Source organism: Haloarchaeobius baliensis (genome assembly GCF_052060055.1).
Taxonomy (GTDB): Archaea; Halobacteriota; Halobacteria; order Halobacteriales; family Natrialbaceae; genus Haloarchaeobius; species Haloarchaeobius baliensis.
Genome location: NZ_JBPPFR010000004.1, coordinates 47,509 through 67,944, shown reverse-complemented (window position 1 = coordinate 67,944; position 20,436 = coordinate 47,509). Strand labels below are relative to the sequence as shown.

The window sequence follows — 20,436 nt, the reverse complement described above, 5'->3', positions numbered from 1 at the left end:
GTATGCACACCGTCGGAGAGCTCCGTCCGGAGACCGAGGCGGCCGCCCGCGAGGTGTACGAGGGCGTCGGGCCGACCGCACAGCTCGTCGTGAAGGAGGTCGCGAAGTCGATGCAGTTCGACCGCGAGGAGTACCAGTCCCGCGTGGACTCGGACGTCGTCGAGACGGCCCGCGACGTGCTCTTTGCGGCCGAGCTGGCCGTCCACGTGGGCACCCGCGAGGAGTACGAGGACTGGGCAGCCGGATTCGACGGCGAGATCCACGAGACGGGGAGCGAGCAGGTGCCGAACGTCGCCTGGCACGTGGCTCCCTTCGCCGGCGAGGCGGTCGCTGCCACCTTCGCCGAGGAGGAGGACGCCGCCGTGGACACGCTCCGCCGGCAGGCGCTCGGGCGACTCTACCGCGAACGGCTCTGACGAAACCCCCTTACTCGTCCCGTCCTAACCGCGTCGTATGCGACAGCGCTACCTGCTGATCCTGGTCGGGCTGGTCCTCGCCCTGCTGGCACTCGGCGCGTTGCCCTCCTTCCTCGCGAGCGGCGACCCGTACTACGTGACCGCGACAGAGGTCGACAGCGACCCCGCCACCGTCGACGTGACGAACTTCTCGGAGCGACAGTACCCGTACCTGTTCGCCGCGCTCGAGGACGGCCGGTCCGGCAGCTACTACGAGGGCCCCGTCGGCATCAAGGGTGCGTTCACGCACTCGCCGTTCGACGAGTTCGGCGCGCTCCGGACGCGCTCCACCGATGCGGTCGAGGACGACGTGGCCTACGTTCAGCACAACGGCACGGTTTACCGCCTGGAACTCGCACGGGAGACCGATGAGTGATCCCGACGAGTGGACGCTGCAGGAGTCGGTCGCCGAGTACGAGACCGGCTGGTACACCGGGGGCTACGACCTCCTGACACAGCCCGACGGCAGCGAGAAGCGCTACTACTGGGCGGAGCTGCCCGACGCGGTCGTCGTCGTCGCCGTGGTCGACGACCAGGTGCTGTTCGTCGAACAGTACCGGCCGGCCATCCGCGAGACACAGCTGGAGCTCCCGGCCGGTATCGTCGAGGACGGCGAGTCGTTCACCACGGCCGGTGCACGTGAGCTCCAGGAGGAGACCGGCTTCGACCCGGCTGGCGTCTCGCTGCTCCAGGAGTTCTGGTGCTCGACGGGCGTGCTCCGGCACCGCCGCGGCATCGTCTTCGCGGAGGGGCTGGAGCCCACAGAGCGCGAGCTCGACAGCAACGAGTTCCTGACCGTCCGGACCGTCCCGGTCGACGAGGCGCTCGACCGGGCACGCGAGCCCCCGACCAACGACGCGACCGTCGAGGGCGTGCTGCTCGCGAAGGAGGAGGGCCTGCTGTAGGGACAGCCCGGCGCTGCTCTGGGGGCGGACAGGCGGCGCTCACTGCTCCCGCGCCGGTGCGCCGCACACCCGCCGTGGCCGACGCGGGCGGTCGTCACTGCATCGCCGACGCTGGCCGCGTTCTCTCACTTGAACCCTCGCAGTCCAGCAGGCTTACCTCCGTCCGGACGTACCTTCGTGACGATGGACGGCGAGATCCGACCCGACGAGGTAAAGGAGCGGCTGGACGGCGACGACGAGCCGCTCGTCGTCGACATCCGGAACGAGCTGGCGTTCGAGCGCGGGCACATCCCCGGCTCGACGAACCTGCCGTTCCAGCGGCTCCCGACCGAGGTCGAGCGCGTCGCGGGCCACGACCACGTCGTGACGGTCTGCCCGCACGGCAAGTCGAGCGTGCAGGCCGCGCGGCTCATCGCCTCCTACGAGGGGTTCGACGGCACCGTCGAGAGCATGGCCGGCGGGCTCACCGCGTGGGAGTGGGAGCTGGAGCGCGCCGAGACGGCCGGCGACGGCGGCACCGCTGGCGACGCACCGTTCTAGAGCTGGCGCTCGACGCGAGGCGCCGAGAGAAAGCGAAGCCGTTGGGTCAGGCGACGTTGAATCCGCGCTCGCGGAGGAAGTCCTCGATGCGGCCCGAGTGATTCCCCTGGAGTTCGATGTGGTTGTCCTCGACGGTACCCCCACAGGCGAACTTCGACTTGAGGTCCGACGAGAGGCTGTCGAGGTCGACGTCCTTCGCGTCGAACCCTTCGATCACCGTTACTTCCTTACCGTATCTTCGCTCGTCAATGCGGATGGTTATCTCTGTGTCGCCCTTGGCAACGTCCTCGCAGACGCAGAGTTCCTCGGGCAGTCCGCACGTCGAGCAGACTTCCGACATTACAGCTTGGACCTACGAATTCGCCATATTAAACACTATCGGGTGGGCGCGCAACAAATCGGGCGTCGCGGCGGTGGCGCCGACTCCGTCCGGTCACTCCGCGAACCGGCGGAGGATTGGCGTGTTCGAGCGGACCATCGCGTCGACGAGCTCGATGGCCTCGTCGGCCTCCGCCCGGCTCACGCCGGGGCCGTACACCGCCTTCTCGTGGAGTTCGACCACGCGGTCGGCACGCCTGTCGACGCCGGCGACGGAGAGCCGTTCGACGTACTGCGACGGCGACTCCTTCGGCTTCCGCTGGCTGTAGCGCCGTTCGAGCATGAGCTCGAGTCGCTCGACGGCACGCTCGACGTCGGTACCGGGCTCGCGTCTCGTCCCCTGCCAGCGGAGCTTCGCGGCACGCTGGACCGCCTGGGTCGCACCGGCGCGGTGGGCGCCAGCGGCGAGCCCGACCATCGCGACGAGGCCGAACGCGGCGTAGCGCTGCTGTTCGGGGGTGAAGCCGTCCGGGCCGTCACCACCCTCGGTCTCGCCGGCGGTCGCACCCGGCGTCGCGCCCGTTCCGTTGACGCCGCCACCGAGGTTGTCGGAGCCGACGCCGGGCAGGTCCGGGTCGCGGAACGTCCGGTTCGGGTCGGAGCCGTTGCCGGTCAGCCGGTTGGTCGGGATGGCGGTCGTGGTCGTCAGCGGTGCGTCCTCGCTGTCGCCGATGTCGACCTGCCCGTCGCCGCTCTGTCTGGCCTCCTCGATGCTCGCGACCTCGGCGTCACTCCGCGGACCGCCGGGCGTGGGGTCGAACCGGACCCAGCCCACGTCGGGGAAGTACACCTCGACCCACGCGTGGGAGTCGAGCCCGCGGACGACCCACTGGTTCTCGTCGACCTGCTGGCCGGGCGTGTAGCCGACGACGTACCGCGCCGGGATGTCCTGGGCCCGGAGCATCATCGTCATCGTCGTCGCGTAGTAGACGCAGTACCCCTGCTCCATCTCGAACAGGAACGACTCGGCGACGTTGCCGTCGGGCCGGTTCACGTCGAGCGAGTACTCCCGGTTCGACTCGAGCCACTCCTCGATGGCGGCCGCAGTCTCGTAGGGGTTCTCGGCGCCGGCCTCGTCGACGATCTCCTGGGTCCGCTCCTCGAACGCGTTCGAGAAGTCGGGCTGCTTGTCGTCGGCGAGGTACACCTGCCTGACCGCGGCCGGGTAGTCGGTACCGGCGCTCCGGAGCGTCGCCTCGTCGGCGTCGGGCACCTCGCTCACGACCCGGTAGGTGTCGTTCGGCTGGAACGTGACGGTGGACTGGAGGCTGCCGTGGCCGGTCACCTGGGTGTACTCGCGGACCTGGCCCTCGACGCGCACCGGCTGGTTCGCCGCCGGCATCACGTTCGTCCGCGCGTGCATCCGGACGAGCTGTGAGACGGTCTCCGTCTCGCCGGGTGGTGCATCGAGCTGGCCGCTGTACGCCCGCGACTGACCGGTCCTGAGCCACGAGCTGCCGGTGAAGCGGTCGTAGACGCCGACGCGCCAGTACTCGGGGTCGTCGGCGGTCACGGTGAACCGAACCTCCGGGGAGAGCTCGATGTCGCCCTGGATGACCGTCTCACCGGGTGAGCTCGTCAGGCTCCCCTCGACGGTCGTCGGCCCGCCGCCGACCAGCCGGAGCGCCGTCCCCGTGAACGGGAGCTGGATCGCCGACCCGATGAGCATGAGCGTGAAGAGGACGACGAGCACGTCCGCCTGCAGGAGCGAGCCGCCGTGACGCTCGAGCTCGCCGAACCCGATCATCGCGATGCCGCCCAGCGTCGCGCCGAACAGCATCCCGCGCTGGAGCCAGCCGCCGCTGAAGGCGGTGGCGGCGTCGCCGGTCAGCACCAGCACGAGGAACGCCAGTCCGCCGACGACGGCCGAGAGGACGTAGCGCCGCCGGAACGCGAGATACCACGAGAAGAACGCTGGTGCGGGTGCGAACCCGAGCACCCAGAGCTGTGCCTCCCGCAGGCGGAGGATGGTCAGGCCGGTCAGCAGCGAGATGGAGTCGGCGATGATCTTGTCCCACGCCTGGACGAGCAGCTCCAGACCGTTCGGCGTCGAGAGGATGTACGAGCCGTAGGAGACGACGAGCAGTCCCGCGGTGAGCAGCGCCGCGACCCGCTCGCTGATGAGCCGCGAGAGCACCGCCGCGAGCGCGATGGAGCCGGTGACCAGCAACAGCAGGGGCACCGAGCCACCGAGGGTGATCGTGAGGTCGTACAGCACCGCGACCCAGGTCGCCGTCATCAGGGCGAGGCCGGCGAGCGCACAGAGCCGGAACCAGTCGACGCCGTCGTCGACCTCGTTCTCGGTCCGTGCGCGGTAGGCGGTCGGCGCGCTCATGCCGCCACCCCCCGTCCGGACGGGACCTCGTCGTCGAGGAACTGCTCGAACGGCACCTCGGTGTCCTGCAGCCGGACGCTGACGCCGGTGCCCTCGCTCGCGGTGATGCGGATGTCGGCCTCCTCGCTGTAGTGCTCGGGCACCTGGCCGGGGCCGACCGTCGCGAGCAGGCTGAGCAGTCGTTCGCGCTGGTCCGCGCCGGCGGCGACCTCGAGCTCGCCGTTCGGTGTCGCGATGCCGACGGCGATGCCGTTGTCGAGCAGGTAGAGCGCGATGCTCGCGGCCGCCTCCGCCATGTCGTCGTCCCAGCCGTCGGCGGCCTCGGCGGCGATGCGGACGTCACCGAGGTCCGTCTCGGCGAGGAACTCCTTGACGACGAGGTCGTCGGTGGGGCGCTTCGCGCTCGACTTCCAGTGCACGTCGCGCAGGGAGTCGCCGCGGTCGTACTCCCGGAGGCGGTCGAACTCCTCGCGGTTGTGGTCGAAGCCGCCTTCGGGGAGGAGGTTCAGGTCGTGTCTGGTCGACCCGGTGAGGGTGTACACGCGGGGGTAGACGAGGACGGAGTCGTACATGCTGTAGCTGTAGCTTCGTTCGGCGAGCGCGAGCACGTCGGTCACCGTGACGGTGAGCGGGCCGAGCTCGTGCTCGCCGCGGGCGAGGTACTCGACGTCGTACTCGAGGACGGAGTCGCCGACGGTCGTGTCGAAGTCGTTTCCCGTGGCCCCGAGGGCCGAGGGGGTCTCGTCGACGACGCGTGCCGCGACCGGCGAGGAGACGTCGAAACGGAGCCGGACGGGGCGGGTCTCGCCGATGTGGCCGGCGTCCGGGACGACGCGTTCGACCTCGGGGCGGCCGGTGAGCGCGATCTGGATGCCGGCACCGAGACAGGCGACGGCGACGGGGATGACGATGGCACCGAGCTGACGCGACCCGAACTGCACGGCCATCGCTATCGTGACGACGAGGAGGACGACCGCGCCGATGCCGCGTCTGGTGAGTCTCATTCGACGGGGACGGTGTCGATGGCCTCCTCGACGACCTGGACGCCCTGGTCGCGGGGGCCGCTCGCGGAGAGCCTGATGCGGTGGCTCAGGACGCGCGGCGCCTCGGCCTGGATGTCGTCGGGGATGACGTAGCCACGACCGCGCAGGACCGCCCGTGCCTGTGCCGCACGGAGGAGTGCGATGGTGCCACGCGGGGAGACGCCGAGCTTGGCGTGCTCGCGGGTGAACTCCGAGATGCGGGTCGCGTAGTTCCGCACCGGCTCCTTCACCGTGACCTCTGCGACGGTCCGCCGGGCGCGCCGCACCGTCTCGATGTCGGTGACGGGTTCGAGCGAGTCGATGGGGTGGTCACCGACGACCCTGGCGAGCATCTCTGCCTCCTCGTCCTGGGAGGGGTAGCCGAGGTTGAGCTTCTTCATGAAGCGGTCGACCTCGGCGAGCGGGAGCTCGTAGGTGCGGTTCGGTTCGACCGCGTTCTGGGTCGCGATGACGGTGAAAGGCTGCGGGAGCGGTCGGGTGATGCCGTCGACGGTGACCTGCTCCTCCTCCATCGCCTCGAGCAGGGCCGACTGCGTCTTCGGCGGTGCGCGGTTGATCTCGTCGCCGAGGACGATGTTCGCGAACACCGGCCCCTCCTGGAACTCGAACTCGCGGGTCTTCTGGTTGAACACGTTGACTCCCGTGATGTCCGAGGGCAGGAGGTCCGGGGTGAACTGGACGCGCTTGAACGAACAGTCGATGGACGCCGCGATGGAGCGGGCGAGCATCGTCTTCCCGACGCCCGGGACGTCCTCCAGGAGGACGTGTCCCCTGGCGAGGACGGCGGTGAAGACGTGCTCGATCTCGTCCGGGTGGCCGACGATGACGTCCTCGACGTTGGCGAGGACGTCGCGGCTGACCTGTGCGGCCTCGTCCACGGAGAGCGCATCCGTGGTGGTTTCTGGTCGACTCGGCTGGTGTGAAGCGTCTGGAGTGTTGGCGTCCGTCATGGTGGTGCTTCCGACCGCTCGTATCCGTCTGGAGGGCTACTACCTCCGTCTGGGTGAGGTAACGGGATAGTTTTTTTGTTGCCCATAGTCGCGATTTTAGTGATCCGGCCTCCGACGACCGCGTCTGGTCTGTATGTCACTGTGTAGCGTTCCCGCACTTGTAACGTTGCCGTGCGACTCCTTCTCAAAGGTTACTGGCGGGTTACCACTCCTTGCAGTCTGCACAGAGCAGTCGCCCGTCGTCGGTCCACGCGCGCTTGATATCGGTGCCACAGTCTGCACACGGTCGGGGTTCGCCACTCCAGCGCGAGGTCGGCTGGATCGGGTCGGGTGCGTCGTGGTCGCCACCGGCCGTGGACCCGGCAGCCGCCCCGTCGGCATCGGTCGGCGACTCGGCTGGCTCGACCGTCGACTGCTCGTCGTCCTCGCCGACTCCGAACTCACCCAACGAGGCGTCTCGTGTCATGAACACCCGTACGAGCGTGAGACTCTTGAGAGCAACGGACAGAACCAAGTACTCCCGCTCGAACCCTCGCCTATGTTCAGCATCGAGACGGTCGTACTCCAGACCGACCCGGTCGCGAACGTCGAGCAGCTCATCGAAGGCTTCGGGCAGGTCGTCGCCAACGGCGACCCGCTCTCCATCGCGCTGCTGGTCGTCGGTGCCGTGCTGACCGGCGTCGCAGCCGGTGGGTTCGGCCTCCTCGCAGCCGGTGGCCTCCTCAGCGGATTCGCCCGCTCGCTCACTCGAGAGCCGCCGCGAGGAGCGTAGGCGCGCCCGTCCGGTCGGGTCCCAGCGGGCTCCCGGCCACGAAGCTGTCCGCGTACCTCGACACCTCCGCTATCCGCGCGCCGACCTGCTCCGGCGTCCCCGCGATACAGAACGCGTCCAGCATCCGCTCCGTCACCGCGTCGAACGCCGCGTCGAACGCGCCCGCCGAGAGCTGCTCGCCGACTCTGGCGGCGGCCTCGTGGTCGACGTCGTGCCGGTCCAGCACCGGCTCTGCGGCCCCCGCCGCGATAAAGGCCACGGGCGGTCGTGCCGCGGCCCGCGCCGCGGCCTCGTCCTCGGCGACGCTGACGCTCGCGAACGCCGCGAAGTCGAACTCGCCACGGGAGTCGGGGCGTTCCGTCAGCCCCTCCGCGACCCGGTCGGCGGCCCACTCGAAGTCCCGCGGGTGCGAGGCGTTCAGCAGCACGCCGTCGGCGTGCTTCGCCGCCATCCGGATCATGTGCGGCCCCTGCGCGCCGACGTACACCGGTATCTCGCCCACGTCGAAGTTCAGCTCGGCGCTCCGGGCGGTGAACGTCCCGTCGTGGTCGACCTGCTCGCCGTCCCAGAGCCGCTGTGCCACCTTGAACGCCTCCAGCACGCGCCGGAGCGGCCGGTCGTGCTCGTAGCCCAGGTTCGACAGCGCCGAGCGGTCGCCCGCGCCGATACCGAACACGGCCCGGCCGTCGGTCGTCTCGTCGAGCGTTCCCATCCGGGTTGCCAGCGACACCGGGTGCGTCTCGTAGGGGTTCACCACGCCCGGTCCCACGTCCAGGGCGGTCGCCCGGCCGATGCGGTCGGCGACGACGAACGGGTCGCGGTTGAAGTGATGCGAGGAGACGAAGGCCGTGTCGAAGCCCGCATCCTCGGCGGCACGGGCCGTCTCGACGATCTCCTCCGTCGGGTGCTCCGGCGTGAGCTCGATGCCGAACCTACGCATCGTTGAACTCCCACCCCCGCAACGCCTGCCTGACGAAGTCGCTGTCGACGTCGCGGAACACCGAGTCGTGCCCGTCGTGGTCGCCGAACGCCCAGTCCCGGACGACGACGACCGGCTTCCCGCCGTCGCCCTCGCCCGCGACGAGGTTCGCCGCGCCGGCGAGCTCGTCGACGACGCACTGCACCGTCACGCCGAGCTCCCGCCCGTCGCGGTCGTGTTCGCCGCGCCAGTCGCGGTTCCCCGGCATCCCGTCCCAGCCGACCGCGACGGCGGCCTGCCCGTGTCGGAACGGCCGCCCGGAGGTGTCCGTGACCACGACCGGGTTCCCGTGCGGCAGTCCCTCCCGGATGCGGGCGGCGCTCTCGCTCGGCCGCTCCGGCAGCAACAGCAGGTCGTGCCCCGGCACGTTCGACCGGTCGATGCCCGCGTTGACGCCGACGTGGCCGAACTTCGTCTCCGTGAGCAGGAACGGCGCCTCCATCAGCAGCTCCGTCGACTCCTCCAGGACGGCCTGGGCGAACCTGGGGTCCTTCTCGTCGCCCGTGAGGTCCGCCAGGCGCCCGGCGATCTCGCGAGCCCGCGGCCCGTCGGGGAAGTCCGCGAGGTCGGCGAACCGTCCCTCCGCCTTCGAGACGACCGTCGACGCGACCACCACCACGTCGTCCGGACGCAGATCGAACCGGTCCGTGATCAGGGCCGCGAGGTCGTCGCCCTCGCGTATCTCCGGCACGTCCGGCACCGCCAGTAGCTCCATACCAGTCCGTTCCGGAGGCCCGGACAAAAGCGCCCCGGTGGTGGAAACGCCCGCCCGTGTCGGCTGTCACCGCCCCCCGAATCGAACGCGATGGCAACACTCACACCGTTGGCTTGCGTTCATCGACCTATGAGCGAGGAGACGCACGTCGTGACGGCGTTCCTGCGGCACGACGGCGAGGTGCTGTTGCTGCGGCGGAGCGACGCTGTCGGGACGTACCAGGGCTGCTGGGGCGGCGTCTCGGGCTATGCCGAGGGCGACCCCGAGTCACAGGTCGAGACCGAGATCGACGAGGAGACTGGCATCGGCGAGTCCGAGCGGACGCTCGTCAGGGCCGGGAACCCCGTCCGGTTCACCGACGAGGACCTCGACCGCACGTGGGTGGTCCACCCGTTCCTCTTCGACGTGACGACCCGGGAGGTCACCACCAGCGAGGAGCACGACGCCTCCGAGTGGGTCTCGCCGACGGCGATGTTCGAACGCGACGTCGTCCCGGAGCTGTGGCCCACCTACGAACGCGTCGCACCGTCCGTCCGGAGCGTCACCGCCGACGACGAACACGGCGCGTCGTACCTCTCCATCCGGGCGCTCGAGGTGCTGCGCGACCGGGCCGCGACGCTCGTCGCCGAGGACGAGTCGGACGCGGACGCGTGGGACGAACTCGCCGACCTCGGGCGACGGCTCTGCCGCTCGCGACCCAGCATGGCGGTCCTGCGGAACCGCGTCAACCGGGTCCTCGCCGAGTCCGACGGAACCGCCTTGTCGGTCCGTGAGGCGGCGATCGACGGTATCCACCGCGCCGTCACCGCCGACACCGATGCCGCCGTGCGGGCCGGCGCGCTCGTCAGCGACCGGACGGTCCTCACGCTGTCGCGGTCCGGCACCGTCCTGCGAGCCTTCGCAGAGGGCGACCCCGAAGAGGTGTTCGTCGCCGCCTCCGAGCCCGGCGGCGAGGGCGTCGGCGTCGCCGAGGCGCTCGTCGACGACGGCCCGGTCACGCTCCTGCCCGACGCCGCCGTCGCGCAGGCCATCGTCACCGGCGAGGTCGACGCGGTCGTCGTCGGGGCCGACACCATCCTCCCCGACGGCACGGCCGTCAACAAGGTCGGCACGCGGACGGCGGCCGTCGCCGCCGCACACGAGGAGGTGCCCTGCTACGTCGTCGCCTCGACAGACAAGATCCACACCGAACCCTCGGTCAACGTCGAGAGCAGCCGTCGCTCGGCGGTGTACGACGGCGACGCGCCGCTCTCGATGTTCAACCCGCTCTTCGACGAGACCCCCGCCCACCTCGTCGACGCGTTCGTCACCGAGCGCGGCGAGCTCGCCCCCGGCGATGTCGACGCCGTGGCGGACGAACTGTCGGCACTCGCCGACTGGCGTGATTGACAGGCGACTCGGCGACACACGAGGGCTCGTCGCACTCCCGCCCTGACCGTCGTGGGCTGCTCTCAGGTGATGCCGGTGCTGGTCGCGTTCTCGTACTTCAACCGTCGGTCCGAGTCGCAAGTGAGAAACCGTCGGTCGGCGTAGCTCCGGTCGGGCGGCGGTGACGAGGGTTACCCCCACCGAGCCCCGTGTGACGAGGCACTCAACCCGAGCCGCCCCATCCTGCGAGACGCTACCAGCCCAGTGACTGCCGTCGCTCTTCAGCGAGGGCGACGAACGCGGCGGTCCACTCCGGGCAGTCCGGGTGGGGCTCGACGTCGTCGGGCGCGAGCCAGTGGACGGCGGCGACCTCTTCAGGTTCGGCGACGGTCGGCTCGCCCTCGTCGTGGCGGGCCAGGAACACGACGTTCAGGCAGTCGGTGCCGGTGTCGGTGGTGAACGCGTTGCTCTGGACGTAGGTGAGGTCGGTGACGCCCACGTCGACCTCTTCGCGGATCTCGCGGCGGGCGGTGTCCTCGAACGCGCCGGTGCCCTGTACCGTGGGCTCGACCCTGCCGCCGACGAGCGCGAGCTGTCCGCTCGCGTGGTCTTCGTCGGCAGCGCGTTCGACGAGGAGGTACTCGCCGTCGCGGTAGACGGCGGTTTCGACGTTGACGACGTGGCGTGGACCGGCTGTCATCGTGACCGGTTTTCCGACGGAGGGAGTTAGCCCCGTCGGCTCAGAAGTACTGGAAGAGCTCGTCGTGGTGCTGTGCGTGGAGGTGGTCGCGGAGGGCCTCGTTCAGCGCGCTGATGCGGCCCTGTTTCGCGGTGATGGGGGCGACGACGTCCTGCCACTGCTGCCACGGTGGGTAGAGACCGAGACGGTCACAGAGCTCGTCGAGGCGCTCGTCGCGGTCGTCGACCTTGTCCATCTTGTTGACGGCGACGACGGTGGGGACGCCGAGCTCCTGCAGGAAGTGGAACATCTCCACGTCGTACGGTATCTCGTCCCCGCCGGAGTGACGGTCGATGATGTCGACGGCGCTCTTGCCGTCGACGACGAGCACGGCGGCGAGGAAGTTGTCGGCGTACTCCTCGAGGTAGGCGACGATGTCGTCCTTGATGGCCTCGCGGCGGTCGGCCTCGACGCCGGACATGAAGCCGAAGCCGGGGAGGTCCGTGACGACGAAGTCGTGATTGGACCAGTCGTAGTGGTTGGGTTCGCGGGTGACGCCGGGCTTGCCACCGGTGTCGAACGAGTGGCCCGTTATCTCGCGCATCAGCGTCGACTTGCCGACGTTGGACCGCCCGACGAAGACGACCTCGTGGGCACAGTTCGGACGGTTCTCGAACATGGGCGTCCGTACCGCCCCGACGGGGAAAAGGGTGTCTCGTTGGTCGCGGTGGTCCAACAGAGTGACGTGTCCCCCGTTCGACACCACGAGCATGGCCTCCGTAGTGGACCACCTCGCCGCCCTCGCCTTCGGCTTCCTCGACGGGCTCTCGTTCGCACTGACGTTCGCCGTGCTCTCGCTGGTCACGGTCGGAATCGTCGTCCCGTGGTCGGTCCGGGTGCTGCTCGTCGTGGTCGGCGTCGGCGCCGTCGTCGGCCTCCCCATCACGGTCTACAGTACGCACCGATTCCACCGGGACGGACAGGCGTTCGCCGCGGTCCGCGGCCTGTTCCGGTTCTGGAAGCGGTACGTCGCGTCGTGGGTCTGACCGTCTCCGGGTTTATCAGGGAAGGGGCGGCCAACGGCGGTGTGCCCTCCCGAGCAGCCACCGGGCGCCGAGCGGGTGTGCGATGCATCGTCCGGTGGGTAGTCGTGCGTCGCCTGTTCGCCACTCCGTCCTACCACGGTTCGAGCTGCAGGTATGCCCCGACCCACGGGCTTTTTCTGCTCGTTCTGCGTCGGAGTGGACGTGCGACTCGTCCAGGTCATGATTCCGGCCGGGAAGCGCCGGGCCGTCCTCGACGCGCTCGACGATGCGGGCGTCGAGTACGCGCTCACGGACGAGGTGAGCGGCCGGGAGTACACCGCGATCGTCTCGTTCCCGCTGCCCACCGAGGCGGTCGAACCCATCCTCGAACGTCTCAGAGAGGCGGGCATCGAGCGGGAGTCCTACACGGTCGTCCTCGACGCCGAGACGGTCGTCTCCCAGAAGTTCGAGCGACTCAGCGAGGAGTACGCAGCGGACGAGGAGACGAGCGGCCGCATCTCCCGTGATGAGCTGAAGACCCAGGCCGAGCAGATGGCGCCGGAACTCCCGACCTACGTCCTGCTGACGGTGGTGAGCGCCGTCATCGCCACTGCCGGGGTGCTGCTCGACTCTGCGGCGGTCGTCGTCGGCTCGATGGTCATCGCGCCACTCATCGGCCCGGCGATGGCGGCCAGCGTCGGCACCGTGCTCGACGACCGCGACCTGTTCGCCCGCGGTGCGCGCCTCCAGCTGCTCGGTGTCCTCGTCGCCATCTTCGCCGCGGCCGGTTTCGCGGTGGTGCTCAAGGAGGTCCACCTCATCCCGCCGATGGACGTGACCACCGTCGGGCAGGTCCGCGAGCGACTGCTGCCTGATTTCCTCTCGCTCGCGGTCGCCATCGGGGCGGGCGTCGCCGGTGCGACCTCCCTCCGGAGTGGCGTCTCGGCGTCGCTCGTCGGCGTCATGATCGCCGTGGCGCTCATCCCGCCGACGGCCGTCATCGGCATCGGCATCGCCTACGGGCTCCCGCTCGTGGTGCTCGGGGCGAGCGTGCTGGTGCTCGTCAACGTGCTCTCCATCAATCTCGCGGGAACCGCGACGCTCTGGTACGCTGGCTACCGTCCCGAGCAGTGGTTCCGGACCGACGAGGCCCGCACCGCGACCCTCCAGCGCGTCGCGGTGCTCGTCGCGTCCATCGCGGTGCTCTCGGTGTTTCTGGGCGGCGTGACCTACATGTCCTACACGACCGCGGCCATCGAGGACGACATGATAGCCGGCGTGGAGGACACCGTCGAGGAGTACCCCGAGGCGACGCTGGTCGACGTCGAACTCGTCCACGAGCAGAACGTGTACGAGCGGGCGTTCGACCCGCGTCCGGAGCGGGTCGTCGTCACGGTGGCGCGACCGCCCGGGGAGTCGTATCCGGAGCTCCCGCAACGGATCGCCACCATGCTCCAGAACGGCGACGGGCTGGTCGTCGAGGTGCGGTACGTCGACGCGGTGACGGTGTCGGCGCGGGACGATGGGGTGTCCCAGCGGGCGACGCCACTCCCGTCGGTCACGTCCAGGCCCGAGAACGGACTCGTCGCGCGGCCGGCTTAGTTCGACTCCTCGAACGGCAGCTCCAGCTCGTAGTCGACGGCATCGACGGCGGCGTCGAGGACGCCCTCGACGTTCTCGTCCTCGGTGATGCTCATGTAGAGGTCGGCGTCGACGTCGGTCGAGCGGTCGCTCTTGTTGCAGACGGTGAGCAGCGGGACGTCCTCGAACTCGTCGGCGACGGCGTCGCGGAGCGCCAGCTGTGCGTCGAGCGGGTAGCCGCAGTCGCCGCTGGCGTCGACCATGAACAGGAGGCAGTCGCCGAGGTGGGTGAGCGCGGAGACGGCCTGCTGTTCGATGTCGTTGCGCTCGTCGGCGGGCCGGTCGAGCAGCCCGGGTGTGTCGACGACCTGGTAGCGGATGCGGTCGCGCTCGAAGTGGCCGACGCCGATGCCCTTCGTCGTGAACGGATAGGAGGCAGTTTCGCCGCGGGCTCGGGTGACCGTGTTGACGAAGGAGGACTTGCCGACGTTTGGGTAGCCGGCGACGACGATGGTCGGCGCGTCCGGGTCGATGTCGGGCAGCGTCTTCAGGTCGTCGCGCGCCTGACCGATGCGGAGCAGGTCGTCCTCGACCTCCTCGACCACGTCGGCGAGGCGGGCGAACGCCTGCTTGCGGAGCTTGCGGGCGGTGTCGACGTCGTTGCGCCGCATGCGGCCCTCGTACTCCGAGCGGATCTCGGCGGTCTTGCGTGCCGCCCAGCTCACTTCGCTGAGCGACTGGCGCAGTTCGTCCACGTCGACGATGGCGTCGGCGAGCTCGTAGTAGAACGGGTCGACCGTGTCGAAGTCGGGCCAGGCCGTGACGACGTTTTCCATGTTGTCGGAGAGGATGTTCGACGCCGTCTGCAGCATCGAGGTCTGGGCCTCGTGCCCGGACTTGGCTCGCCCCGAGCGGGCCGCCCGCGAGAACGCCTTGTCGATGAGCTCCTCCGACCGGGGGGTCGTCGGAAGGTTCTCGAAAATCATGGTCACACGTTGTCTGCGCGGACGTATAAGGCGTTCCTTGTGGGTCCGGACACCGGACGGTCTGGTGTGCGGTAGCGCGCCGCTGTGGGTTGTGTGGCTCTACACCGCGGCGAGCCACTCCTCGGGACACCACGCCCAGACGTTCGTCCCGTCGTCGAAGTGGACGCCCCACCAGGTGTAGCCGTCCTCGTCGACCGGTCCGTTGACGACGTTGCCGCCGGTGTAGGCGGGCATCACCTGCACCTTCGCGGCGTCGAGGCCGGGCTGTTCGCGGACCCACACGTCGGCGGTCGTCTGGACGGGCTGTTCGTCGTAGAAGGTCGCGCCCTCGCCGGCGGCGAGGTAGGCCTCGACGGACCAGCCCCAGACGTCGGCGTCGAGCCAGTGCAGGCCCCACCAGGTGTAGCCGTCGGACTCGACGGGGCCGTTGACCACCTCTGCGGTGGTGTCGGCGGGGAACGTGTCGACGAGCGTCGCGCTCGTATCGGGCTGTTCGCGCGTGTTCAGCTCGGCAGTGTTGTGGACGATGTCGCCGTCGGCGAAGGTGGGGTCGCTGCCGCCGCCACCGCCGCCGCTCCCGTCGGTCACGAGCGACATGAAGTAGTCCCAGTCCCAGGTGTCGCCGGGGTCGACCTTCCCGCCGGTGACCTCCGAGCAGTCGTACGGCGAGGGGATCTGCTCGTGCCCGATGACGCCGCCCTCGCCGTCGTACGCCGAGCAGGGGGCGATGTCGTACGTCGGGTGCTGCATCGGCACGTCGTAGGTGTCACAGACGTACCGGACCACGTCGGCGGCCTGCTGGTAGATGTGGTCGTTGAAGTCGGTCTCGTTGGCGTAGCCCTCCATCTCGATGGAGACGCCGGTGTCGTTGTACGGTCCGTTGCCCTGCGTCCACGCGACGTCCTCGAGCTGGACCATCTTGGTGATCTGGTCGGCCTGGTTGCCGACGACGTAGTGCGAGGAGACGTCGGCGTCGGGGTTCTGGAACCAGCTGATGCAGCCCTCGTAGCTCCCCTCGATGGTGTGCAGCACCACCCAGCGGATGTCCGAGGCGCTCCGGCTGGCGTTCGTGTAGTTGCTCGAATCGGCGGGCTGCCAGTCGTCGGTCGGGTCGGCTGCCGTCGCGGTCGTCGTCGCCATGCCCGAGAGCGCGAGTGCGCCGAGTGACGCACCCGTCGCCCGCAGGAACTGTCGCCTGTCACCTGTCATGACACGTCATGGCGTGCCAAGGCTGAAGGGAAGAATGTTGTCGAACGACTCGCGAGTTGTTAGCTGTTTCTAGTGGAGATGGCCAATGGTGTGTTCGGCACCACGTCGCGTCCGATTCAGCGTCGCTCCGCCAGCTCCGCCCGCAGCTCGTCGATGTCGACGTCCTTCATCGAGAGCAGGACCAGCAGGTGGTAGACGATGTCGGCGCTCTCGTGGACGAGCTCCTCGTGGTCGTCGTCCTTCGCGGCCAGCACGAGTTCGGTGGTCTCCTCGCCGAGCTTCTCCAGCACCGCGTTCTCCCCCTTCTCGTGCGTGAACAGGCTGGTCGTGTACGAGCCCTCGGGGAGGTTCGCCTTGCGGTCCTCGACGACCGCGAACAGCTCGTCGAGCACGTCGTCCGTGGAGCCGTCGGCGGGCGTCTCCGTGGCGTCGCCGCTCATGCGAACTCCGTCACCTCGCGGATGTCGTCGAGTTCGGCGAACTCGTCGGCGTCGCGTCGGCTGTCCTCGAACACGGCCTCCGATATCTCGATGGGGGCGTTCGTGCGGGCGGCGAGCGCGAGCGAGTCGCTCGGGCGGGCGTCGACGACCACGTCGTCCCGCGGGGTGGCCACGTGCAGGTCCGCGATGTACGTGCCGTCCTCGACCGCGCTGACGACGACCTGCGTGACCCGGCCACCCAGCTCCTCGACCACGTCGAGCAGGAGGTCGTGGGTCAGCGGCCGGCCGATGTCCTCGGCGTCGAGGCCGCGCGCGATGGCGATGGCCTCCTCGAAACCGATGAAGATGGGGACCACGTCCTCGGCGTCCTCCACGGTCAGGACGACCACGGGGACGGGTCCGTCGCGGGTTCCGGCGACGCGGACCGCGTCGATGGCTGCGTTCATGGCCGGACGGAGGGGACCGAGGTAGAAAAGTCCCCGCTCTCACCGGGCCAGCGGGTCCGCCTCCGCCGCGGCGAAGAACGCGAGCCGGTGGACCCGCACGTCCGACGTCAGCTCTGGATGGAACGAGGTCGCAATCACGGAGCCGTCGCGCACCGCGACCGGGCGCTCGTCCCACGTCGCGAGCACCTCCACGTCCTCGCCCACCTCGTCGATGACCGGCGCGCGGATGAACACGGCGGGGAACGGCTCGTCCAGTCCCGCTACATCGAGCGGCGCCTCGAAGCTGTCCTTCTGTCTGCCGAAGGCGTTCCGGTCGACGCTCACGTCGACGAGGTCGAGCGTGTCGACCCGGTCGTCCTTGGCGTCGCGCGAGGCGACGATGAGCCCGGCACACGTCGCCAGCATCGGCTTGCCGGCCTCGACGTGGGCGACGATCTCGGGGGCGATGCCCTCCTCGTGGAGCAGTCTGGAGATGGTGGTCGATTCGCCGCCCGGCACGAGCAGGAGGTCGCACTCCGGGACGATGCCCGCGTCGCGTATCTCGCGCACCGCGACGTCCTCGCCGTGGGCCGTCCCGGCCCTGCGGATGGCGTCGGCGTGCTCGGAGACGTCGCCCTGGACGGCGACGACGCCAGCGATGAGTGTCATGACCGGAGGTTACGGGTGCCGAAGGAAAAGTCTCGCGAGTCCGTGCGATGCTGCCGGTGTCGGCGACGTGCCCGGTCTACAGCGCGACGCGCAGCACCATCACGAGCGCGCCGAAGAAGACGCCGAACGCGACGACCGTCTTGGGGTCGATCTTGATGGCGTTGCGGTCCTCGGCGTCGAAGTAGCGGACGAGCCCGGCGCTGGACATCAGCCCGCCGGAGTTCTCTCCCTTGCTCATATCGGCATCTCGTCCCTGCGACGGTCTAAACCTTTCGACACCGCGCTCGTGTGCGCGCCTCGCCGAACCAAACCCTTATGCGCGCTGCGAGGGAACAGTCGGCCGATTATGGCAGTCACGCTCAAGGACTTCTACGCCGACTGGTGTGGCCCCTGCAAGACGCAGGACCCCATCCTCGACGAGCTCGAGGAGGACTGGGCCGACCGGTTCGAGGTCGAGAAGATCAACGTCGACGAGGAGCAGGACGTGGCGAACGAGTACCAGGTTCGCTCGCTTCCCACGCTCATCGTCGAGAACGACGACGGCGTCGTCGAGCGCTTCGTCGGCGTCACCCAGCGCGAAGATCTCGAGGACGCCCTCGAGAAGGCCGGCGCATAACCGCGCCGACGGTGGTGGTCGGGGCGCATGCCCCGTGATACTGTCTCAGGTTCCGCGAGCAACAGCAACCGTCCGCAATCTACGACCAGAACTCCGTTACTCGAACTTCACACCGACGTCGTGCATTCCGTCGTTGTAGCGCGCGATGTTGATGACCAGCGGCGTGACGCTCTCGACCTCCGCCGCGTTGGCGACCGGGCCGGCGTCGAGCGACCGTAGCCCCTCGATCTCGTCGGCGAGGCCACGTACGATGTCCTTCGCGTCCCCGTCGTCACCGACGACGAGCGTGTCGAGATCAAGCTCCACGTCGAGGTTCGCGAGCCGGTCCGCCGACAGGTTGTGGAACGCGCCGACGACCGACACGTCCTCCGGCGCAGCCTCCGCCGCGATGGCGGTGACGCTCCCGGCGCCGGGCCGGTGGTAGTGCATCCCGTCCTCGTCGCCCTTCATCCCGACCGCCGGGGAGACGAGGATGGTGTCCTCGTCGAGCTTCGCCGCGACCGACTCGACCGTGTCGCCGACGTGGTACGGCGGGACGGCGAGTACCACAACGTCCGCGCGGTCGGCCGCCATCTCGTTCACGAAGCCGTTCACCGTCCGGTCGAGGCCGCGACTGTCGAGCTCCGTCTCGTACGACTCCGCGGCGGTGCGTGCCTTCTCGGCGTCGCGCGAGCCGATCAGTACCTCGTGGTCCGTATCGAAGGCCCAGCGGAGCGCGAGCCCCTGGCCGATGTCGCCCGTGCCACCGAGCAGTGCGATTCGCATACGCGTGACGTGGACCCGGACCGTGAATAAGGGTTCGGAGTCGGCAGTTGAACGGGTGTCGGTGTGGGGTGGCGGTCCGTGCAGAGGGGTCCGCGAGAAAGACTGGCGGGAACGTCGTCTCGCGCCCTACTCCTCGCCCCTGTCGGGCGTCTCGTTGTACTCGCCGGCGCGCCAGAGGAAGGTGAAGAACGCGAGGAAGTAGCCAAGTGCGGCACCGGCCCAGCCCGCGAAGCTCGGAATCGCGCCTTCGAGGGCGGTGGCGGTGGCGAGCGCGCCGATGACGGCGGCGAGTTCGACGAAGACGAGGTCGCCGAACTTGCCGGCCCAGGAGCGCTCCGCGAGGTAGCCGTCGGTGTCGAACGTGCTCGCGACGAGGGCGAAGACGGCGATGCCGACGGGGGTCGAGAACGCGATGCCGAGGGCGGTGCGCTGGGCGTCGGACATCCCGGCGATGGGCGTCGACTGGAACGTGCCGGCGACGACGCTCCCGACGACGAGGAAGACGAGGACGACGGCGATGCGCTTGACGTTCATGGGCTGGCTACCGTCCCCGAGCACGAAAGGCGGTTCGACTCGGACCGGTGTTGGGGTCGGGTGACGCTACTGTTCACGATGCGGTGACGGTGACGTTCGCGATGGGAACTTCCTGACCGTCCTCGACGTAGAACACGGTGACGACGTCGCCCGCCTCGACGCCGACAAGGGTGACCGAGTCCCCCGGCTGGACGGGGTCGTCGGGACCGGTGTCGAACCGGAGGTCGGCCCAGGTCGCCCGATCGCCGTCGACCGCGACGACGAGCTGGCCGGCACTGGGTGACACACCGCCGGCGTGTGTGAGCGTCGTCGGTCCGTCCGGCTGCACCGAGAGGTCGAACTCGACGTCGGGTGCCTCGACCGGTTCGTCCGGGCTCTGCATGAGGGCCCAGGCGACGCCGCCGATGCTCGCACCGACGATGAGGACGACGACGCCGACGACCACCAGCCGGCGTCGTGGGTTCTCCGGCCGTGGGGCCCGCGGGTCCGTCGCCGGCGAGCGGACCTCGGCTGACTGCTCCTCGTCGGCGTCGTGAGCCGGCCCGTCGCCGGGGACGTCGTCGCCGGACTGCGGGCCACCGTCACCATCGCTCATGACCGGACTCTCGCCCGCCTCGGATAAAGGCGGTGTGGCCGGCCGGCCGGTCCTCGCGACGGTCGGCACCGGCCGCGGCGCCACGGCTGGCGAGGTGGCATGTCGAGAACGAACGTGGTGAACGAGCGTTACTCCGCGCAGCAGGGCTCGGCTTCGTTGCAGTCGGCCTCGCCGCCGTCGGCTGCCACCTTCTCCTCCTCGATCTCGTAGAGACTCTGTCGAGCGTCGGCGAAGTAGACGTCCTGGGTGACGAGGTCGATCTCCTGTAGCCGTTCCAGTGCGTACCGGACCGTCCGTGCCGAGAGCATCGACTCCTGGACGATCTGCTTCTGCGTGAGTGGCCCGTCGTATTCGAGCACCTTGTACACGAGCTTGGCGCTGGGCGGTAGCTCCTCGAGTTCCTCCCCGGTTGTGCTCATCGTTACGAATCGAAAACCGCCACGACCTTAAACTTCACCCCAACGAGCCGTCC

The 20,436-nt window shown here is 69.2% G+C and carries 28 protein-coding genes; 9 read left to right on the top strand and 19 right to left on the bottom strand.

Annotation, left to right across the window (positions count from 1 at the left end):
• Window positions 1-2 precede the first annotated feature (2 nt).
• From ACSG06_RS20685 to ACSG06_RS20670, 4 genes are all read left to right on the top strand, one after another.
• Window positions 3-416, top strand: coding sequence for a DUF5809 family protein (locus ACSG06_RS20685; RefSeq protein WP_440992183.1), 414 nt, complete (start codon window positions 3-5; stop codon window positions 414-416).
• Window positions 417-453: 37 nt separating this feature from the next.
• Window positions 454-831 carry a hypothetical protein gene (locus ACSG06_RS20680; RefSeq protein WP_440992182.1) on the top strand — a complete coding sequence of 126 codons (378 nt, stop codon included), beginning with the start codon at window positions 454-456 and terminating at the stop codon, window positions 829-831.
• A complete protein-coding gene (locus ACSG06_RS20675) occupies window positions 824-1,360 on the top strand; it encodes an NUDIX hydrolase (protein WP_440992181.1) in 537 nt (178 codons plus the stop codon). Before ACSG06_RS20680 ends, ACSG06_RS20675 begins: the two co-directional genes overlap by 8 nt.
• A 183-nt stretch (window positions 1,361-1,543) precedes the next feature.
• Window positions 1,544-1,900, top strand: a complete 357-nt coding sequence (locus ACSG06_RS20670) for a rhodanese-like domain-containing protein (protein ID WP_440992180.1) — start codon at window positions 1,544-1,546, stop codon at window positions 1,898-1,900.
• Between the two features lie 46 nt (window positions 1,901-1,946).
• Here ACSG06_RS20670 and yciH read toward each other — a convergent pair whose 3' ends face one another.
• From yciH to ACSG06_RS20645, 5 genes are all read right to left on the bottom strand, one after another.
• Window positions 1,947-2,240, bottom strand: a complete 294-nt coding sequence (gene yciH / locus ACSG06_RS20665) for a stress response translation initiation inhibitor YciH (protein ID WP_089733931.1) — start codon at window positions 2,238-2,240, stop codon at window positions 1,947-1,949.
• Window positions 2,241-2,333: 93 nt separating this feature from the next.
• Complete coding sequence (locus ACSG06_RS20660) at window positions 2,334-4,613, bottom strand: transglutaminase TgpA family protein (RefSeq protein WP_440992179.1); 2,280 nt, start codon at window positions 4,611-4,613, stop codon at window positions 2,334-2,336.
• Window positions 4,610-5,617, bottom strand: coding sequence for a DUF58 domain-containing protein (locus ACSG06_RS20655; RefSeq protein ID WP_440992178.1), 1,008 nt, complete (start codon window positions 5,615-5,617; stop codon window positions 4,610-4,612). Before ACSG06_RS20655 ends, ACSG06_RS20660 begins: the two co-directional genes overlap by 4 nt.
• A complete protein-coding gene (locus tag ACSG06_RS20650) occupies window positions 5,614-6,606 on the bottom strand; it encodes an AAA family ATPase (RefSeq protein WP_440992177.1) in 993 nt (330 codons plus the stop codon). The genes ACSG06_RS20655 and ACSG06_RS20650 overlap by 4 nt, the downstream gene beginning before the upstream one ends.
• A gap of 202 nt (window positions 6,607-6,808) precedes the next feature.
• On the bottom strand, window positions 6,809-7,072 hold the full coding sequence (locus ACSG06_RS20645) for a DUF7573 domain-containing protein (RefSeq protein WP_440992176.1): 264 nt from the start codon (window positions 7,070-7,072) through the stop codon (window positions 6,809-6,811).
• Window positions 7,073-7,144: 72 nt separating this feature from the next.
• Here ACSG06_RS20645 and ACSG06_RS20640 point away from each other — a divergent pair, with 72 nt between their 5' ends.
• On the top strand, window positions 7,145-7,378 hold the full coding sequence (locus ACSG06_RS20640) for a DUF8024 family protein (protein ID WP_440992175.1): 234 nt from the start codon (window positions 7,145-7,147) through the stop codon (window positions 7,376-7,378).
• On the opposite strand, the gene ACSG06_RS20635 is transcribed toward ACSG06_RS20640, so the two are convergent.
• Both ACSG06_RS20635 and ACSG06_RS20630 read right to left on the bottom strand, forming a co-directional pair.
• On the bottom strand, window positions 7,350-8,318 hold the full coding sequence (locus ACSG06_RS20635; RefSeq protein WP_440992174.1) for a 5,10-methylenetetrahydromethanopterin reductase: 969 nt from the start codon (window positions 8,316-8,318) through the stop codon (window positions 7,350-7,352). The genes ACSG06_RS20640 and ACSG06_RS20635 overlap by 29 nt on opposite strands.
• Entirely contained in the window at window positions 8,311-9,072 is a 762-nt protein-coding gene (locus ACSG06_RS20630; protein ID WP_440992173.1) for a coenzyme F420-0:L-glutamate ligase, read from the bottom strand. The genes ACSG06_RS20635 and ACSG06_RS20630 overlap by 8 nt, the downstream gene beginning before the upstream one ends.
• 129 nt (window positions 9,073-9,201) lie before the next feature.
• Here ACSG06_RS20630 and ACSG06_RS20625 point away from each other — a divergent pair, with 129 nt between their 5' ends.
• A complete protein-coding gene (locus ACSG06_RS20625; protein ID WP_440992172.1) occupies window positions 9,202-10,461 on the top strand; it encodes an eIF2B alpha/beta/delta subunit family protein in 1,260 nt (419 codons plus the stop codon).
• Between the two features lie 232 nt (window positions 10,462-10,693).
• On the opposite strand, the gene ACSG06_RS20620 is transcribed toward ACSG06_RS20625, so the two are convergent.
• On the bottom strand, window positions 10,694-11,140 hold the full coding sequence (locus ACSG06_RS20620) for an NUDIX domain-containing protein (protein WP_440992171.1): 447 nt from the start codon (window positions 11,138-11,140) through the stop codon (window positions 10,694-10,696).
• Window positions 11,141-11,180: 40 nt separating this feature from the next.
• Complete coding sequence (engB, locus tag ACSG06_RS20615) at window positions 11,181-11,798, bottom strand: GTP-binding protein EngB (RefSeq protein ID WP_440992170.1); 618 nt, start codon at window positions 11,796-11,798, stop codon at window positions 11,181-11,183.
• Between the two features lie 91 nt (window positions 11,799-11,889).
• Between engB and ACSG06_RS20610 the strand changes: the two genes are divergently transcribed.
• Both ACSG06_RS20610 and ACSG06_RS20605 read left to right on the top strand, forming a co-directional pair.
• Window positions 11,890-12,165 (top strand): hypothetical protein, encoded by a 276-nt coding sequence (locus tag ACSG06_RS20610; protein WP_440992169.1) that lies wholly within the window; start codon window positions 11,890-11,892, stop codon window positions 12,163-12,165.
• A gap of 201 nt (window positions 12,166-12,366) precedes the next feature.
• Window positions 12,367-13,746: a TIGR00341 family protein gene (locus ACSG06_RS20605; protein ID WP_440992168.1), complete on the top strand. Its 1,380-nt coding sequence runs from the start codon at window positions 12,367-12,369 to the stop codon at window positions 13,744-13,746.
• Here the strand turns inward: ACSG06_RS20605 and ACSG06_RS20600 are convergent.
• The 6 genes from ACSG06_RS20600 to ACSG06_RS20575 all read right to left on the bottom strand — a co-directional run bounded on the left by ACSG06_RS20600 (window position 13,743) and on the right by ACSG06_RS20575 (window position 17,692).
• On the bottom strand, window positions 13,743-14,711 hold the full coding sequence (locus tag ACSG06_RS20600; protein WP_440992167.1) for an NOG1 family protein: 969 nt from the start codon (window positions 14,709-14,711) through the stop codon (window positions 13,743-13,745). The two genes, ACSG06_RS20605 and ACSG06_RS20600, sit on opposite strands and share 4 nt — an antisense overlap.
• Window positions 14,712-14,810: 99 nt before the next feature.
• The gene (locus tag ACSG06_RS20595) at window positions 14,811-15,920 is read right to left on the bottom strand and encodes an N-acetylmuramoyl-L-alanine amidase (protein WP_440992166.1); all 1,110 of its coding nucleotides are present in this window, start codon (window positions 15,918-15,920) and stop codon (window positions 14,811-14,813) included.
• Window positions 15,921-16,036: 116 nt separating this feature from the next.
• Window positions 16,037-16,360 (bottom strand): phosphoribosyl-ATP diphosphatase, encoded by a 324-nt coding sequence (gene hisE / locus ACSG06_RS20590; protein WP_440992165.1) that lies wholly within the window; start codon window positions 16,358-16,360, stop codon window positions 16,037-16,039.
• On the bottom strand, window positions 16,357-16,806 hold the full coding sequence (locus ACSG06_RS20585; protein WP_440992164.1) for a bifunctional nuclease family protein: 450 nt from the start codon (window positions 16,804-16,806) through the stop codon (window positions 16,357-16,359). Before ACSG06_RS20585 ends, hisE begins: the two co-directional genes overlap by 4 nt.
• 39 nt (window positions 16,807-16,845) lie before the next feature.
• Entirely contained in the window at window positions 16,846-17,454 is a 609-nt protein-coding gene (pdxT, locus tag ACSG06_RS20580) for a pyridoxal 5'-phosphate synthase glutaminase subunit PdxT (protein WP_440992163.1), read from the bottom strand.
• A 76-nt stretch (window positions 17,455-17,530) separates the two neighbouring features.
• The gene (locus ACSG06_RS20575; protein ID WP_440992162.1) at window positions 17,531-17,692 is read right to left on the bottom strand and encodes a preprotein translocase subunit Sec61beta; all 162 of its coding nucleotides are present in this window, start codon (window positions 17,690-17,692) and stop codon (window positions 17,531-17,533) included.
• Window positions 17,693-17,800: 108 nt separating this feature from the next.
• Here ACSG06_RS20575 and ACSG06_RS20570 point away from each other — a divergent pair, with 108 nt between their 5' ends.
• The gene (locus ACSG06_RS20570) at window positions 17,801-18,070 is read left to right on the top strand and encodes a thioredoxin family protein (RefSeq protein ID WP_256297790.1); all 270 of its coding nucleotides are present in this window, start codon (window positions 17,801-17,803) and stop codon (window positions 18,068-18,070) included.
• A 96-nt stretch (window positions 18,071-18,166) separates the two neighbouring features.
• On the opposite strand, the gene npdG is transcribed toward ACSG06_RS20570, so the two are convergent.
• The 4 genes from npdG to ACSG06_RS20550 form a co-directional block, all read right to left on the bottom strand.
• Complete coding sequence (gene npdG, locus ACSG06_RS20565; RefSeq protein WP_440992161.1) at window positions 18,167-18,835, bottom strand: NADPH-dependent F420 reductase; 669 nt, start codon at window positions 18,833-18,835, stop codon at window positions 18,167-18,169.
• Between the two features lie 126 nt (window positions 18,836-18,961).
• Complete coding sequence (locus tag ACSG06_RS20560; protein WP_440992160.1) at window positions 18,962-19,369, bottom strand: hypothetical protein; 408 nt, start codon at window positions 19,367-19,369, stop codon at window positions 18,962-18,964.
• Window positions 19,370-19,442: 73 nt separating this feature from the next.
• Window positions 19,443-19,964: a hypothetical protein gene (locus ACSG06_RS20555; protein WP_440992159.1), complete on the bottom strand. Its 522-nt coding sequence runs from the start codon at window positions 19,962-19,964 to the stop codon at window positions 19,443-19,445.
• A gap of 128 nt (window positions 19,965-20,092) precedes the next feature.
• Complete coding sequence (locus ACSG06_RS20550) at window positions 20,093-20,383, bottom strand: winged helix-turn-helix transcriptional regulator (RefSeq protein WP_440992158.1); 291 nt, start codon at window positions 20,381-20,383, stop codon at window positions 20,093-20,095.
• Window positions 20,384-20,436: the final 53 nt, after the last annotated feature.

Bases quoted from the DNA above. Each gene is read 5' to 3' on its own strand.
- ACSG06_RS20685 (WP_440992183.1), top strand. From the start codon at position 3: ATGCACACCGTCGGAGAGCTCCGTCCGGAGACCGAGGCGGCCGCCCGC.
- ACSG06_RS20680 (WP_440992182.1), top strand. From the start codon at position 454: ATGCGACAGCGCTACCTGCTGATCCTGGTCGGGCTGGTCCTCGCCCTG.
- ACSG06_RS20675 (WP_440992181.1), top strand. From the start codon at position 824: ATGAGTGATCCCGACGAGTGGACGCTGCAGGAGTCGGTCGCCGAGTAC.
- ACSG06_RS20670 (WP_440992180.1), top strand. From the start codon at position 1,544: ATGGACGGCGAGATCCGACCCGACGAGGTAAAGGAGCGGCTGGACGGC.
- yciH (WP_089733931.1), bottom strand. From the start codon at position 2,240: ATGTCGGAAGTCTGCTCGACGTGCGGACTGCCCGAGGAACTCTGCGTC.
- ACSG06_RS20660 (WP_440992179.1), bottom strand. From the start codon at position 4,613: ATGAGCGCGCCGACCGCCTACCGCGCACGGACCGAGAACGAGGTCGAC.
- ACSG06_RS20655 (WP_440992178.1), bottom strand. From the start codon at position 5,617: ATGAGACTCACCAGACGCGGCATCGGCGCGGTCGTCCTCCTCGTCGTC.
- ACSG06_RS20650 (WP_440992177.1), bottom strand. From the start codon at position 6,606: ATGACGGACGCCAACACTCCAGACGCTTCACACCAGCCGAGTCGACCA.
- ACSG06_RS20645 (WP_440992176.1), bottom strand. From the start codon at position 7,072: ATGACACGAGACGCCTCGTTGGGTGAGTTCGGAGTCGGCGAGGACGAC.
- ACSG06_RS20640 (WP_440992175.1), top strand. From the start codon at position 7,145: ATGTTCAGCATCGAGACGGTCGTACTCCAGACCGACCCGGTCGCGAAC.
- ACSG06_RS20635 (WP_440992174.1), bottom strand. From the start codon at position 8,318: ATGCGTAGGTTCGGCATCGAGCTCACGCCGGAGCACCCGACGGAGGAG.
- ACSG06_RS20630 (WP_440992173.1), bottom strand. From the start codon at position 9,072: ATGGAGCTACTGGCGGTGCCGGACGTGCCGGAGATACGCGAGGGCGAC.
- ACSG06_RS20625 (WP_440992172.1), top strand. From the start codon at position 9,202: ATGAGCGAGGAGACGCACGTCGTGACGGCGTTCCTGCGGCACGACGGC.
- ACSG06_RS20620 (WP_440992171.1), bottom strand. From the start codon at position 11,140: ATGACAGCCGGTCCACGCCACGTCGTCAACGTCGAAACCGCCGTCTAC.
- engB (WP_440992170.1), bottom strand. From the start codon at position 11,798: ATGTTCGAGAACCGTCCGAACTGTGCCCACGAGGTCGTCTTCGTCGGG.
- ACSG06_RS20610 (WP_440992169.1), top strand. From the start codon at position 11,890: ATGGCCTCCGTAGTGGACCACCTCGCCGCCCTCGCCTTCGGCTTCCTC.
- ACSG06_RS20600 (WP_440992167.1), bottom strand. From the start codon at position 14,711: ATGATTTTCGAGAACCTTCCGACGACCCCCCGGTCGGAGGAGCTCATC.
- ACSG06_RS20595 (WP_440992166.1), bottom strand. From the start codon at position 15,920: ATGACAGGTGACAGGCGACAGTTCCTGCGGGCGACGGGTGCGTCACTC.
- hisE (WP_440992165.1), bottom strand. From the start codon at position 16,360: ATGAGCGGCGACGCCACGGAGACGCCCGCCGACGGCTCCACGGACGAC.
- ACSG06_RS20585 (WP_440992164.1), bottom strand. From the start codon at position 16,806: ATGAACGCAGCCATCGACGCGGTCCGCGTCGCCGGAACCCGCGACGGA.
- pdxT (WP_440992163.1), bottom strand. From the start codon at position 17,454: ATGACACTCATCGCTGGCGTCGTCGCCGTCCAGGGCGACGTCTCCGAG.
- ACSG06_RS20575 (WP_440992162.1), bottom strand. From the start codon at position 17,692: ATGAGCAAGGGAGAGAACTCCGGCGGGCTGATGTCCAGCGCCGGGCTC.
- ACSG06_RS20570 (WP_256297790.1), top strand. From the start codon at position 17,801: ATGGCAGTCACGCTCAAGGACTTCTACGCCGACTGGTGTGGCCCCTGC.
- npdG (WP_440992161.1), bottom strand. From the start codon at position 18,835: ATGCGAATCGCACTGCTCGGTGGCACGGGCGACATCGGCCAGGGGCTC.
- ACSG06_RS20560 (WP_440992160.1), bottom strand. From the start codon at position 19,369: ATGAACGTCAAGCGCATCGCCGTCGTCCTCGTCTTCCTCGTCGTCGGG.
- ACSG06_RS20555 (WP_440992159.1), bottom strand. From the start codon at position 19,964: ATGAGCGATGGTGACGGTGGCCCGCAGTCCGGCGACGACGTCCCCGGC.
- ACSG06_RS20550 (WP_440992158.1), bottom strand. From the start codon at position 20,383: ATGAGCACAACCGGGGAGGAACTCGAGGAGCTACCGCCCAGCGCCAAG.